The 14271-nt window shown below is 40.7% G+C and carries 16 protein-coding genes; 3 read left to right on the plus strand and 13 right to left on the minus strand.

What is annotated here, in order from left to right; all coding sequences use genetic code 11:
* Positions 1 to 37: 37 nt before the first annotated feature.
* From nrdG to murI, 3 genes are all read right to left on the minus strand, one after another.
* Positions 38 to 589 carry an anaerobic ribonucleoside-triphosphate reductase activating protein gene (gene nrdG, locus G613_RS0103560; RefSeq protein WP_029231348.1) on the minus strand — a complete coding sequence of 184 codons (552 nt, stop codon included), beginning with the start codon at positions 587 to 589 and terminating at the stop codon, positions 38 to 40.
* Position 590: 1 nt separating this feature from the next.
* Positions 591 to 2822, minus strand: a complete 2232-nt coding sequence (gene nrdD / locus G613_RS0103565; protein WP_029231349.1) for an anaerobic ribonucleoside-triphosphate reductase — start codon at positions 2820 to 2822, stop codon at positions 591 to 593.
* Positions 2823 to 2990: 168 nt separating this feature from the next.
* Entirely contained in the window at positions 2991 to 3809 is an 819-nt protein-coding gene (gene murI / locus G613_RS0103570; protein WP_029231350.1) for a glutamate racemase, read from the minus strand.
* A gap of 48 nt (positions 3810 to 3857) precedes the next feature.
* Here murI and G613_RS0103575 point away from each other — a divergent pair, with 48 nt between their 5' ends.
* Positions 3858 to 4307 (plus strand): hypothetical protein, encoded by a 450-nt coding sequence (locus G613_RS0103575; protein ID WP_029231351.1) that lies wholly within the window; start codon positions 3858 to 3860, stop codon positions 4305 to 4307.
* Positions 4308 to 4359: 52 nt separating this feature from the next.
* Here the strand turns inward: G613_RS0103575 and G613_RS0103580 are convergent, their stop codons facing one another.
* Genes G613_RS0103580 through trmB form a run of 3 tightly spaced genes read right to left on the minus strand, consistent with a single transcriptional unit; the run spans position 4360 to position 6140 of the window.
* Positions 4360 to 5124: an SH3 domain-containing protein gene (locus tag G613_RS0103580; protein ID WP_029231352.1), complete on the minus strand. Its 765-nt coding sequence runs from the start codon at positions 5122 to 5124 to the stop codon at positions 4360 to 4362.
* A gap of 41 nt (positions 5125 to 5165) precedes the next feature.
* Positions 5166 to 5486, minus strand: a complete 321-nt coding sequence (gene trxA / locus G613_RS0103585) for a thioredoxin (protein ID WP_029231353.1) — start codon at positions 5484 to 5486, stop codon at positions 5166 to 5168.
* Positions 5487 to 5489: 3 nt separating this feature from the next.
* Positions 5490 to 6140: a tRNA (guanosine(46)-N7)-methyltransferase TrmB gene (gene trmB / locus G613_RS0103590; RefSeq protein ID WP_029231354.1), complete on the minus strand. Its 651-nt coding sequence runs from the start codon at positions 6138 to 6140 to the stop codon at positions 5490 to 5492.
* Between the two features lie 132 nt (positions 6141 to 6272).
* Between trmB and G613_RS0103595 the strand changes: the two genes are divergently transcribed.
* Positions 6273 to 7670 carry a D-alanyl-D-alanine carboxypeptidase family protein gene (locus G613_RS0103595; protein ID WP_242826122.1) on the plus strand — a complete coding sequence of 466 codons (1398 nt, stop codon included), beginning with the start codon at positions 6273 to 6275 and terminating at the stop codon, positions 7668 to 7670.
* A 49-nt stretch (positions 7671 to 7719) separates the two neighbouring features.
* On the opposite strand, the gene G613_RS0103600 is transcribed toward G613_RS0103595, so the two are convergent.
* The gene (locus G613_RS0103600; protein WP_029231356.1) at positions 7720 to 8655 is read right to left on the minus strand and encodes a 3'-5' exonuclease; all 936 of its coding nucleotides are present in this window, start codon (positions 8653 to 8655) and stop codon (positions 7720 to 7722) included.
* Between the two features lie 129 nt (positions 8656 to 8784).
* On the opposite strand from G613_RS0103600, the gene G613_RS0103605 reads away from it, so the two are divergent.
* The gene (locus G613_RS0103605) at positions 8785 to 9327 is read left to right on the plus strand and encodes a glutathione peroxidase (RefSeq protein WP_029231357.1); all 543 of its coding nucleotides are present in this window, start codon (positions 8785 to 8787) and stop codon (positions 9325 to 9327) included.
* 110 nt (positions 9328 to 9437) lie between these two features.
* Here the strand turns inward: G613_RS0103605 and G613_RS0103610 are convergent, their stop codons facing one another.
* From G613_RS0103610 to G613_RS0103635, 6 genes are all read right to left on the minus strand, one after another.
* Positions 9438 to 10064 (minus strand): hypothetical protein, encoded by a 627-nt coding sequence (locus G613_RS0103610; protein WP_029231358.1) that lies wholly within the window; start codon positions 10062 to 10064, stop codon positions 9438 to 9440.
* Between the two features lie 43 nt (positions 10065 to 10107).
* Positions 10108 to 10911 carry a DUF1295 domain-containing protein gene (locus tag G613_RS0103615; protein ID WP_029231359.1) on the minus strand — a complete coding sequence of 268 codons (804 nt, stop codon included), beginning with the start codon at positions 10909 to 10911 and terminating at the stop codon, positions 10108 to 10110.
* A gap of 56 nt (positions 10912 to 10967) precedes the next feature.
* A complete protein-coding gene (locus G613_RS0103620; RefSeq protein ID WP_029231360.1) occupies positions 10968 to 11816 on the minus strand; it encodes an SDR family oxidoreductase in 849 nt (282 codons plus the stop codon).
* 15 nt (positions 11817 to 11831) lie between these two features.
* Positions 11832 to 12761, minus strand: coding sequence for a hypothetical protein (locus tag G613_RS0103625; protein ID WP_029231361.1), 930 nt, complete (start codon positions 12759 to 12761; stop codon positions 11832 to 11834).
* 48 nt (positions 12762 to 12809) lie between these two features.
* Complete coding sequence (locus G613_RS0103630; protein WP_029231362.1) at positions 12810 to 13328, minus strand: TetR/AcrR family transcriptional regulator; 519 nt, start codon at positions 13326 to 13328, stop codon at positions 12810 to 12812.
* A 127-nt stretch (positions 13329 to 13455) separates the two neighbouring features.
* On the minus strand, positions 13456 to 14265 hold the full coding sequence (locus G613_RS0103635; RefSeq protein WP_029231363.1) for a YlmH/Sll1252 family protein: 810 nt from the start codon (positions 14263 to 14265) through the stop codon (positions 13456 to 13458).
* Positions 14266 to 14271 lie beyond the last annotated feature (6 nt).

The raw sequence follows: 14271 nt of genomic DNA on the forward strand, positions 1-14271 counted from the left end.
TCCCCCAGTCTTTTTTGTTTGTCATTTGTCATATGAGTTAAACGAATCTTGATTCGTCTCTGTCATTGTACTTGGAAAGAACTATCTCTCCGTTCTGTAGAGATCTTTGAACATCTATAATTCTCTGATTCTCGGAGCCCCTGAATCTAAGCATAAGGTTCTTTTTATCCAGAACGAACTCACCATCTACCAGAATATCTGTCATAGAAAGAATTGCGTCTGTATCTTCTCCATGGCATCTTTTGTTATCAGCATCTATAAGTTCTTCCCATAGATAACCGGAATAAATCCAAATGGTAGCCTTTGGAACTTCTCTTTTAATTCGCTCCAATAAAGGTCTGATTTCTTTTTGATTCACAATTTCCATGGGTTCGCCCCCAAGGATTGTAAGACCTGCAATGTATTCTGGCTTAAGAGATTCAATTATCTCGTCCTCAACATCTTTGGTGTAAGGCTCGCCATAATTAAAATCCCAGGTCATCTCATTAAAACAGCCCTTGCAGTGGTGAGTACAACCACTTACGAAGAGGGCTGTCCTACAGCCCACTCCGTTGGCCACATCATTGTAATATACTTGTCCGTAGTTCATATCAAAGCTTAGGATTGCTCATGTGGAGCACTCTCTCTTTAATCTCCTGAGTACGTCCCTGATTCCAGAACTGTGTTCCGATATATCCGCAGGTACGTCTTGCAACATTCATCTTGTCCTGATTGCGGTTTCCGCAGTTAGGACACTCCCAAACCAGCTTACCATCTGTATCTGTTACGATCTTGATCTCTCCGTCGTAGCCGCAGCACTGGCAGTAGTCTGACTTGGTGTTAAGCTCAGCGTACATGATGTTTTCATAAATGTACTTCATTACAGATATAACTGCGTCGATATTGCTGTTCATATCAGGAACCTCAACGTAGCTGATAGCTCCTCCCGGTGAAAGAGCCTGGAACTCTGATTCGAACTTAAGCTTAGTAAATGCATCAATCTGCTCAGTTACATGTACGTGATAGCTGTTTGTAATATAGTTCTTGTCTGTAACCTCCGGAATAATACCAAATCTCTTCTGAAGGCACTTAGCAAATTTATAGGTTGTTGACTCAAGTGGTGTTCCATAAAGGCTGAATGCCACATTTGTCTCAGCTCTCCACTTAGCACACTTGTCATTGAGGAACTGCATTACCTTAAGAGCAAAGTCTTTTCCTCTTGGATCTGTATGAGATACGCCCTTCATATACTTGGTACATTCGCAAAGTCCAGCATAACCAAGTGAAATGGTTGAGTAGTTACCGAAAAGAAGCGGATCAATAACTTCACCCTTCTGAAGTCTTGCAAGTGCTCCATTCTGCCAAAGGATTGGTGCAACATCTGAAGGAGTTCCAAGGAGTCTGTTATGTCTGCACATAAGTGCTCTCTTACAGAGCTCAGTTCTCTCCTCAAGAATTTCCCAGAATTTCTCTTCGCTCTTAAATGAAGAACATGCTACGTCTACAAGGTTGATGGTTACAACACCCTGGTTGAAACGGCCATAATACTTGTGGTCTCCATCCTTGTAATTCAGGGCATGTGACTTATTGCCCTTGTTGCAATAGCCTTCTGCGTTCTCTTCGCTATCAGGTGTAAGGAAGGATCTGCATCCCATACATGGATATACATCGCCCTTCTTGAGTTCCTTCATCTTCTTGGCTGAAATGTAGTCAGGAACAAGTCTCTTGGCTGTACATTTAGCTGCAAGCTCTGTGAGGTACCAGTACTTGGAATCCTCATGAATATTGTCCTCGTCAAGAACATAAATGAGCTTAGGAAATGCAGGTGTAATAAGCTGTCCCTTCTCATTCTTAACACCAAGGATACGCTGCTTGAGCATTTCCTCGATAACCATTGCAAGGTCTTCTCTCTGCTGTCCCTCAGGAACCTCATCGAGATACATAAATACTGTAATGAAAGGAGCCTGACCATTAGTGGTCATAAGAGTGATTACCTGGTACTGAATAACCTGGCAGCCTCTCTCGATTTCCTTTCTAACTCTCATCTCGGCAATTTCTTCTACCTGCTTCTTGTTAACCTTAACTCCGGCTGTTTCAAACTCAAGAGCTACTTCCTTGCGGAACTTCTGTCTGCTGACATCAACGAAAGGAACAAGATGTGAAAGAGTGATACTCTGTCCGCCATACTGTGAGCTTGCGATCTGGGCAATTGCCTGAGTAGCAATGTTACAAGCTGTTGAAAAGCTCTTTGGACGCTCGATCATAGTCTCTGAAATAACTGTTCCATTCTGAAGCATATCCTCAAGGTTCACAAGACAGCAGTTGTGCATGTGCTGTGCAAAATAGTCTGAATCATGAAAGTGGATAAGTCCCTCTTCATGAGCCTTAACAACATCTTCCGGCAAAAGAAATCTTCTGGTGATATCCTTACTAACCTCACCAGCCATATAGTCTCTCTGAACGCTGTTAACTGTAGGGTTCTTGTTGGAGTTCTCCTGCTTAACCTCTTCATTATTGCACTCAATAAGAGACATGATCTGCTCATCTGTAGTATTAGACTTTCTGACAAGAGCATGCTTATAACGATATGTGATGTACTTTCTGGCAACATCGAACTTGCCTGCTCTCATGAGGCCATCCTCAACCATATCCTGGATTTCCTCAACGCTTGCTGCACGAGTAAGTGTTGCACAAAGTTTCTCTACGCCAGTTGCTATATCGATAATCTGACCGTGTGTCAGCTTCTTTTCGTCAGTGACCTCGTTATTAGCCTTCTCTACAGCAGCAATGATCTTGCTAACATCAAACGCAACTTCCTTGCCACTTCTCTTAATGATTTTCATAAGAACCCCCTTCATAAAAATTTATATATATTAACTGTTCGTCTCATAAAAAGAATATGGTCATCATGCAAGCATGCGCCATATTCGTTTCAATCATTGTTATCACTACATATTGTGGTTATAACAATATATTAGCCCAATATTTTGTTAAATTCAAGTCTTAAAAACTTATATTTTTCTGACCTCTTCGAGGCGATTATGCAGTCTTTTCAAGTGTTCCAGCGTTTTTTCATCTGAAACAAATTTTTTTGAAAAATAATATTCTGTTTTGACTGACCCCAACATCTTGTGGTAGTCATCAAAATATACCTCTGTATCTTGGCTGTCATTCATATTCAAATTAAGAACATCAGCCAGATGATGTACAGTGCCGAAATTACCGTCTACAAGAAGCGTATCCTTGCCAAAGAATTCCTGAAGCGCCGGTTTAAAGTAGTTAAAATGCGTACATCCAAGGACTAAGGCACTATAATTTGCCGGGTCAAAATTTGCAAATTGACCTCTAATATAACCTCTAACTTCCTCGGTGTCAAACTGCTCGTTTTCAGCGAATTCTACCAGCCTCGGCATAGCCATAAGGTCCACTCTGTGCTCTTCGTCCACCCTGTGAAGAAGGTCTTTAAGCTTATCCTCCCTTATGGTAACAGGGGTAGCGATCACCATTATTCTTTTGTCTTCTGTTTCCTCAACAGCAGGCTTAACTGCAGGCTCCATTCCGAGAATCGGAATGTCAAACCTTCTTCTTAGTTCCTTAATAGCCACGCTGGTTGCGGTATTACATGCGACAACTAGAGCTTCTGCCCCTTTTTCCAAAAGAAACTTGGTATTATCAACAGCAAAACCAATAATCTCTTCTTGCGTCTTTGTTCCATAAGGAACATGCTCTGTATCCGCATAAAATATGTATTCTTGCCCTGGAAGCCTGTGGTAAGCCTCATGTAGCACGGATAAACCACCAATCCCCGAGTCAAAAATTCCTATTTTCATATGTTTTCCTATCTTTACTTTTTATAATAAAATGATTAATCTAAATTTATGAGCGAAAAAAAATTTGATGAACTCCATAAATTATACGACAATTCCAAGGTTGGATCCCTTGTTCAGGAAATCTGCGAGTACTACGCCACTTTGGACAACTATGAAGACAATTCATACCAGGATGAGATTGAACCCCCTGAAATAGTGGAATCCATCTACCTTTTGTTCTGTCTTCAGAGTCGTGAGCAGATTCTTGATGAGTTATCCATTGTGCAAAAAAAATATCCCGATCTATACCAGTCCGTTAGCGGGATGCACAATACTCTTTTGATCAATATGGACTATCGCCTGCTGGAAAAAAGTTGTGGCCAAAAAATAGCCGATCATGCAAAAGATACATCTCTGGAGGAAGTTCTTGCCCATGCCGATTCTTATGCCAGATCAAGCCAGAACCTGTCAGAAGCGGTAGACAAATTCTACACCTGGCTCCACAGCCGCAGTAAATAATCCTTAACAAACCAGTTACCATTCAAAAGCGAATGGTAACTTTTTTATTGCTTTATTTTGTTGTTAAGTACTTCATGGATGCATACACTCGTGTTCCGTTATACTCCACAAGTGCCCAAGTATTTTCGCTATTAACTGCAATTCTTTTTAGCTCTGTTCCTTTGTCTACTGACGTAAAAATTGTAGCATCACTCTGAGAATTGTCTACAGTTCTAAGGTTTAGCTTCTCAGCGGTTACGACAACAGTGTCATTTGTCTCCGTATATCCCACAGGAAGAGCAACTTCCACAGTTTGTGCCTCATCAGGATCCTGAGCAAAATATCTGTCAAAGATCTTAACTTTGACTACAATCGCAATAAAAGCCAGAATGATTACTCCTGTTATGATAGAAGAAATCCTGATAAAGAGTTCTATTGGGAATCCGCCTTCTGAATCGTCTTCCTCAGTTTCCTCAGGTTCTTCTTCATACTCCTCTTCATCTTCCTCAGGCTCTTCTATTTCTTCTCTTCGTGGTCTCCTGTGCCTTATTGGTTCTTCGTCATTTCGATCAGAGTTTCTCTCTCTTCCGGGCTTTCTTGGAGGCTCATCCATAGGTCTTTCCGGCTCCGGCCTTTGTTCCAACTCCGGCTTCGATTCAGACTGCTTTGCCGCCTCGTTCTCCCTGGCTATTTCTTTCTGCCTCTCCTGGAAGTATTCTTCTCGCTCTTCTTCATTAAAGAAGTTGTAAGGATCCACAATCTGGATATCTATATCGGTTGTGTCTTCGACGTTGCCTTTTTTCTTATAGTCTTCAAAATTAGTAATCTTATCCGCCAACGTTTTATACCTGTTCCTTTATAAAACTAAAATGCTGACCCTTAGGCCAGCACTTTATCAATTATTCCTTGTAATTTAGCCTTGTTCAGTGCTCCAACTGCTGTCTCAATAACTTCCCCGTTCTTGAAGAAAGCAAACATTGGAATTGACATGACATTGTACTTCTGAGCTATATCAGGTGACTGATCAACATTAATCTTACCGATCTTCATCTCGCCTTCATACTCTCCGGCAAGCTCATCGATCACAGGCGCCATCATCTTGCAGGGGCCGCACCAATCTGCGGAAAAATCAACGAGTACCGGAATCTTGCTCTTTAAAACTTCTTCTTCGAAATTCTGACTGTTCAAACTGTAGTCCATTAGTTACTTCCCCTTTCTGCTCACAACGTATTTGTAAATCGGGTTGCCTAGTGATGAGAATTTCTCCTCATACTCCGTCATTACATTGCCCTCATTCATGACAGGATCATTATGAAGGTCTCGTGTAAAAGCATCCAAAGTCCAGCCTGCCGGTTCTACTTCTTCCAAAGCAAATTCAAACAGATCCTTATTATCTGTCTTGAATTCTACAACTCCATCGGCCTTGAGAATCTTGTCATACCTTCCCAGGAATTCTCTTGATGGAAGTCTCCTCTTGGCGTGTCTGTCCTTGGGCCACGGATCTGAGAAGTTGAGGTAAATTCTGTCTACCTCTGATGGAGCAAATACATCTGCGATATTCTCGGCATCCATCCTAATAAAGCTTACATTAGGAAGCTGTCTCTGCTCCTGTTTCTGTATTGCTCTAAGAAGTACACTGGAATACTTCTCAATCCCCACGTAATTGACGTTAGGATTAAGTTCTGCCAAATCCATCAGGAAACGACCCTTTCCCATTCCAATCTCTATTCGAATTGGGTTGTCATTACCGAATACTTCCTTTTTCCAGAGTCCCTTCTTGGTCTCGGGCTCCTTGACAGTATACTTACTGTCGGCAATTACTTCTCTGGAACCTGCAATATTTCTTAAACGCATTTCTCATCCTACCTAAAATTCTTATAAAAGAATTTTACAACATTTGCGGCCACTTGGAAAGTAGTGTATTATCTATATACTATGAGACATTCTGATTTCTTTATTATAAGGAAAATCAAATATAGAGCGGCTTTGAGCGCCTTCATTTTTTTGCTTTCCGTGTGGCAGCTGGCATTTACCTCTTTTGCCGATACTGTGGACTACCAGGCTGAAGCAGATGCCCGTAAAGAACTGCCAATTCAGAGTAACAATACTTCCGGGTGGCCGGAAGGCCCTGCAATCGGTGCAGAGGCTGCAATCATCATGGAAGCATCTACCGGAACTATTCTGTATGCCAAGAACATACATGAAGAGCTGTTTCCAGCCAGTACTACCAAGATTATGACTTGTCTTTTAGCTGTAGAGAACTCCAGCCTTAGCGACAAAATAACCTTTTCAAACGAGGCTGTCTTCAGCGTTCCTCAAGACGGTTCATCAATTGGTATGGATGTTGGCGAGTCAATAACCCTTGAGCAGGCCCTCTACGGAATCATGGTAGGAAGTGCCAATGAGGTTGCCAATGCTGTAGGCGAGCATGTAAGTGGCAGCATCGAGGACTTTGTCAAGCTCATGAATTCCAGAGCAAAGGAACTTGGTTGTACTAACACTCACTTCAATAACACCAATGGTCTTCAGGACAGTGATCATTACACAAGCGCTTATGATCTGGCGCTTATAGCAAGAGCCTTTTTTGACAACGAGCTTTTATGTAAGGTTGGAAATACTCCTAGATATCACTTTACAGAGACCTCTACTCAGCCTGATGACTTCTACCTTAATAATAAACACAAGCTTATTACCGGTGAGGTCAAATATGATGGAATTGTAGGTGGCAAGACAGGTTATACGGATCTTGCAAGAGAAACTCTTGTTACATGTGCAGAAAGAGACGGCGTCAAGCTGATCTGTGTTATTCTCAAGGAAGAATCTCCATCTCAGTTTACTGACACTGTTACTCTTTTCAATTATGGATTTAATAATTTTACTTCCATAAACGTTGCTGATACAGATAAGCGCTATATGCCAAATGATTCGCTTTTCTTTGAGTCAGAAAATGATGTATTCGGACAATCCGGTACCATCTTAAGCCTGAATAAGGGAAGCTCCATTATCCTTCCTAAGACCTCCACCATCAATGATACAGATTATTCTGTATCCTATGATTTGTCAGAGCAGGATCTGGAGACCTCAGCCAACGCGATAGCCAAGGTTTCATATACATATAATAATGTACCGATAGGCTCGGCACTTTTATGCTATGCAGGACAACGAAGTAACGGTAGTTCCGGTGGTTCTTCACACACCCACACTACATATATAAATGTTACTTATATATTTATAGCCGCCATAGCCTTTGTGCTTGTCATGACCATTGGCAGTTCAATTTCATTGAGAGTTTCCGCTAATCGCAGATATTCAAGCAAGAGTGACAGGCTTAGATACAGAAGGCGTAAAAGAGAATACAAAAAAGGTAAAATTCATTTTAAATAAGCAAAAACAGACCCCAGTATCGCATAGATACTGAGGTCTTTTCTTATTCTTATTCGCTTTGTCTTTTTTTGATTTTTCTTTGTCTGATCTTCATGGCTTCCACATCTTCAGGAGGAATGAACTTGCAGGTCTTAACTACAAACAGTCTGCCATTCTCAGCTTTTTTGATCCTGACCTTGGATTTCATAAATCCGTGAAGTTCACAGTAAGCAACAGAATAATAATGCTTACTGTTAGGAGTAAACCACTTCACCTTTCGCCTGATGTTTCTGTGACACAGATAACATTTGGTGCTCATTATCTCAATATTTTCAAGGATGTCTTCCTTGGTATCAAACTCCCTTGAGATATATTTGAAATAGTTATCGAAGGTAATCTTAATCTCCTGTTTCCTGGTCTTAGGAGTAACATAGGTATCAAAAGAAACCTTCTGGAGCACTTTATCATTTAGCTTGGCAAAAATTCTTGCGGTATATTCGGCATCGGCCAGCGCTCTGTGAAATGGTATGTCTTTGATCAGATGCATCTCATCAACAACTGTTGACAGGCCCTTTCTGGATTTGCCGTCATCATACTGCAAGCTGTAAAGTTTCTGGACATCATAGAATGCCACCGGTCTGTCTGATAAAAGAGGCATCCCAAAAAAGTCCAGATTTCTCTGAAACTCTGTAAGATCAAGCGGTCCCCAACTGCAGAATACAGCATCTTCTCCGCACCATTTTAGAAATTCCTGTGCCACTTCCTGAAATGGAGCTCCATTTTCCAGATCCTCCATAGTAAGGTGTATAAGCTTTCCGGTTATCCGGTGCATCTGCTTGAAAACCTGCGGTTTTATCAATTTAGAAAACTCGCCGATCTTTTCTTTTTTCTCATTAAGTTTAACTGCGCCGATTTCTACAATCTCAAAATTGAGAGTTTTATCATTTTCCACAACAGGCGCATCTCCCTGGTTCCATTCCAGGTCAAATACAATGTAGTTCTTCATAATCATTATTATATTATATTTCTTAAAAAATTGTTCTTGACATTTTAAATTGTGTGCAATATAATTTAACTAAATTAAAGATTGTAACCAATGTAATAGCATATAAATAATTTTAGATGGAGGTCTAACATGGGATTTTATGATTATTCTGTAACTGATGCTCAGGGAAATGAAGTTTCTATGGCTGATTTTAAGGGCAAGGTTGTTCTTGTTGTTAATACAGCTACAGGTTGTGGATTCACTCCTCAATACAAGGATATTGAGGCAATGTACGAGCAGTATCATGATCAGGGACTTGAAGTTCTTGATATTCCCTGCAACCAGTTCGCAGGACAGACACCTGGCACAGATGACGAGATTCATGAGTACTGCCAGCTTCATTACAACACTATGTTCCCTCAGATGACTAAGTCGGAGGTTAATGGCGAAGGCCAGCTTCCTCTTTACAAATTCCTCAAGGAGCAGAAGGGCTTTGAAGGTTTCGGTAAGGGACCTGCAGCTCTTGCTATGGGATTAATGCTCAAGAAGATTGACAAGGATTACAAGAACAATCCTGATATCAAGTGGAATTTCACTAAGTTTGTAGTAGATCGTGAAGGTAACGTTGTTGCCCGCTTCGAGCCAACTGAAGATATGAAGAAGGTTGCAGAGTGTGTAGCATCACTTATCTGAGCGTTTACTTATATAAATACAAATCTTTTTTAATTACCCCCTCATAAGAAAGATAAAAAGAAGCGTCTGTACAGTCTTTGAACTGCGCAGACGCTTTTTACGTCATACGATTATTTATTTAGTTTTAGCTCTACAAGTCCGGCCTTTCTAAGCCTTATAACTCCAAGCAAAAATGCTCCCTGTCCCAGAATATTGATACCTTCTCCAATCCAGTTCCAAATAGCAACGTCAAAGTCCTTGGAAGCAAGATATCCCATGCCAAGACAGCAAAGGAAATTGATAATAAACAAGATCATTATTGCTGATTTTTTGAGCCTGTGAGCCATAGCACACAGAACATAACATATCATTCCAAGTCCAATGATCATGAAGCATATCATTATGGGAGTTCCAGTGAACAAGACGGGTGGCATCACACTAAGAGCTGCATTCTCAGTCTGTTTGTGAGTGAGCATTCCCACAAGTCCTATTCCTGCCAAAAGGAAACCTACAGAAATAACAGGAAAATACAAGTTATTAAGCGCCTCGAAATCACATACTCTTGCGGCATATAACAGCTTGTATAAAGCCTTGGAACATCCCGCAAAAACAACATTTATAGTTCCGGTTGCAAAAAGAGCAAAAGCTCCCTTACTCATTTTGTTGTAAAGATCTCTTTGGAGCCTGACTGCCGCTATTGCAAAGAACAATACCGGAACAAAATCTACTAACGCCATTACAACGCTGAAATCCTTCATAAACCCTCCAAAATACCTTTATAGTCCACATCTATAAAATCTATCAGCCCTTTTTATTAAGGTGATAGATTGGTAATAACGGAATAATAATCGGTGTGCTATCAGCATAATCATTGTATGCTTTATCATTTCCATAGCGGGACATCTGTCTCTTTTCAAGACGCTGTGCTCCGTTGAACATGATATAGATGATAGAAATATAGGCGATTACTGCCATAAGCCACTGGCCAATTCCTGTATAGGTTGTAATTCCGCTGATGAATACGCCTGTCCAGAAGATAATCTCACCCAGATAGTTAGGGCATCTTACAATCTTGTAAAGACCATCCATTGCTACCATATTAGGATTAGCCTTCTTCTGCTCTGACTTCTGTTTGTCTGCTGCTGACTCAAGGATAAGGCCCAATACGGAAATGACTATTCCGATATAAGGAACCACTACATCCTTGGACTCGTTGGCATATCTAAAGAACATTGGGCTCACCTGAGCTACATAGAGAACTGCACATACAACCCAGATTGAGATGCTGACAAAAATAGGAATCTTTTTCTCTCCGCCGATATCATTTTTTAAAGTCTTCTGATAAGCTGCACTCTTGATTTCTCTGTAAAGCAGGAACCCCGAAAGTCTTGCTCCATAGGCTACAAAAAGAAGCATCTGCAGTACTGCAAGTAAAATAACGCCCTGAGTCCAGCCATTCTTAAGTGCAAGCACCAGTGAACAGATACCACCACCTGCAACAGCGAAGCCATATCCGATGGACATAAAGTAAATGTACTTGTAGAAGCCTGCCGCGCAAAGAATCAAACACACAATAAAAATTATTAATAACTCATTCCAAAACATACTAAAAGTCTCCCATTACTACGGAACTAATAAATCCCGGTAGCATATTCTTTTTATTATTTTGTAAAGCTATCCTTAATGTACTGCTTAAAGCTCATGTCTCCGTAGGTTGTATCTCCAACCATTTCCTCGGTAAGAGTCCACTTGGAGAATCTGAGAATCGCTTCTTTACCATTCTTTTTGCACTTATTAACAAATGCAAGTACGTCGAAGAGCCAAGCTGGTGCTCTCTTAATTACAGGAGTCTTGCCTGCTGCCTCGAAGCACATATTTGCGATCTCTTCGTATGAGTAGGTCTCTTTTCCTCCCACGTTATAGGACTTGTTGTCATCAAGCATGTGCTTAACAATAAACTCACCAAAGTCCTCAGTTGAGATAACATTAGCGTGTACAGGCTTTTTGCCAAGAAGAGTAACCTCTCCTTTCTCAATCATAGGGCGGAACACCTTAACAATGTCATAGAAGTAGCCTGTTGGACGGTGGATAACATATGTAAGTCCGCTCTTTTTAAGCTCTTCCTCAAAAAGATATTTAGCATGAAGCATAGGTACCTTAGGTGCCTTGTCTGCCTTAATAACTGAGATGTAAGTAAATCTCTTAACTCCAGCTGCCTTAGCCTCATTAAGAATGTTGAGGTTTCCCTGATAGTCAATGTCATAGTTTGAAACTGTTGCTGATCCCTTTGTAAGACCAACTGTTGTGATAACCACGTCTGCACCATCGCAGGTTCCCTTAAGTGTTTCAGGCTTTGTTACATCAACCTTGTGGAATGTATATGCCTTATCATCAATGCCAAGATCTCTTGTCATCATATCAAGAGCCACTACCTCATGGCCTTCCTTAACAAGTGATCTGAAAATATCTGCGCCAAGATTACCGAATGCGCCTGCAAGTACTACCTTCATTGTAAAATCCCCCTATTATTTCTTTTTCTTTTCCTGTGCTCTCTTATCGTTAATTATCTTCATATGCTCCTCGGTGATGAGCTCAACATTGTTCTCTCTTGCCCATTCTACGCATCCCTTAAGTGCCGCCGGAAGGAATACTCTTGGAACATTTAACATAAGCTTTAATGCATCATCTGTGAATTTGATCTTGTCATCAATTCTGTCTGCAGCATAGCGAACTGACTGAAGTGATGCCTGTCTCATCTGAAGAAGCTCTGCTCTCATGTGTCTCTTTCTGTGGAACCAGAAGTTCTTGGAATCTCTGTAACCGTAGTCTACAGGAAGAGGTGGGAAGTCTCCCGCCTTAACACCGTTAATGATGGCATCTGAGTATTTCTTCTTCATAAGGATCTTGTCGATTCTAAGGATGAAGTGGGCACCAAACTTACTGGTAATACCATTGAAATCATGGTATGGACCCTCATATCCCTCAAGAACTCCGGGCTGATCCTTGTCGGCGCCATCAAGCTCTCTCATCCAGGTACACTCAATAACCTGAATGGCATCAGTCATAACCATTGGTCTTATGTCATCAGGATTTTCCTCCTGAATAAGGCTCTTTTCCAGTCTGAAGTTACATTTTGGCATCTTCTCGGATGGCTTATCGCCTGGCCATGAGAGTTTTACTGCCTCTTTGAAATTCTTGGGATTATCATCAATGAAGTTGATAGCACATTTTCCTGTACGAAGGATGTTCTGTGCTGTGTTTGATGAGTTACGGCAGTTAAGGAGCATTGCGTAGTACTCTTTACCCGCAACATAGTAGGGCTGAATCAGTGAATATGGGCCCAGGTTTGTTGTGCCATCCTCACAAAGTGTACTGATGACAACAGTTGGCATTGGGAAAAATAGTGAAGTCTGATAGAAATTATCAACAATTCTCAGATTCTCAAAGCTGCTCATTACATATTTCCTCCTTGTATATTTCTCGTGTGCACCTCTAATAATCCTTCACACGAGTAATTTGATTATTGAATACTGTTTATCAAAAGGGATATCTGCCATTGTCCACCCGATAATTGAATCTGAAATATGAAGTGATAAAAACTCTTTATCTTCATACCTCGACTTCTCAACGGCCTTCTCAATAATCTTGGCTATACGAGCCCGAAACTGAACATGTTTCTTGGCAAGAACATCTGCAAAAACTCTTTGGGCATCCTCATCCTTAAAAACTGATTCGTACTTCCTGATGAACTTATTGAGAGCATTGTGAACCTGTTGTAATAATTCCTCAGGATCAGCAGACTTGATTTCCACCATCATCTGCTCACACTCACGCCAGTCCTCAAGCATAAAAGAGATAATAAGTTCATCCTTGGAGCCAAAATAGTTATAGAGAGTACCGACTGCTATATTGCAGCCATTTGCTACAGATCTTATTGTTGTCTTGGAATAACCGTTTGTTAAGATCTGATGCATTGCCTCAATTTGAATTTGTTCTTTCAGATTATCAATGATTTTTGGCATATTTTTATCCTTTATGAACGTGTTCGTTATAATTATAACGAACACGTTCATTTTAAACAATCCTGCGTTTATCACAAAAAAATAGCGGTATTTCTGTGCATTAGCACTAGAAAAACCGCTTGTATTGCTACTTGAAAAGTTTTACCGAAACAAATAGTCTCCCTTTTCTGGTAGTATTTGTAGTTCCCTGATAAATAAATTTTCCATGGCCCCTCACAGATACTCTGGCACCGGCTTTCAAGTCGTAGCCCCCGCTATAAGCTGTCCTTCCGTCAATAAATACGGATTCGCTTTCTATGAGTTTCTGTGCCTCTGATCTGGATAGATGATAAACAAATGCAAGTATTGCATCGATTCGCTCGGAAGCTACACTTCCTGATATTTCCTCGAACTTCGGCTTGATATCGCATTCCGCTGTATTTACAATCTGACTTCTAACTGAGGTATGTCTGATTCGAATAAGCTCTTTTTCCAGCATATTTGCAATATCCGGAGTAGTAAATACGTAGCTTTCCTTGTCCCCAGCCAGAATATCGCCAATCTGATCCCTCTCTATACCAAGGTTCATAATGCTTCCTAGATAGTCTCTGTGATTAAGATCATCTGCAAACTTGTTATTAAGTGGCTTTATATGAACACATTTAAGGACTTCATTTTCCTGTTTTTCAGATAAAAGAAATGTCTCTTCATCCATGTAATCCGGCAAAAAGCAGATCATGGCCCTTTCTGCATCTTCCATTCCGCCATAAACAACGTACTTTGCGCCACAATATTCATGCACATTAGAAGGCACCTTCTCAGATGCAAGTATCTGGTAAAACATTGCTATTTCTGATAATGACAGAAAATCCGTATGTGTTACAAAGCCGTTCATATAGGCTTTTGTGGCAAGGTCCCTTATCCTGCCTGCCAAAAAATCTTTTGTTTTTTCTTCCATAAAAAT

Origin of the sequence: Butyrivibrio sp. VCB2006, assembly GCF_000420945.1 — a bacterium.
GTDB lineage: Bacteria > Bacillota > Clostridia > Lachnospirales > Lachnospiraceae > Butyrivibrio.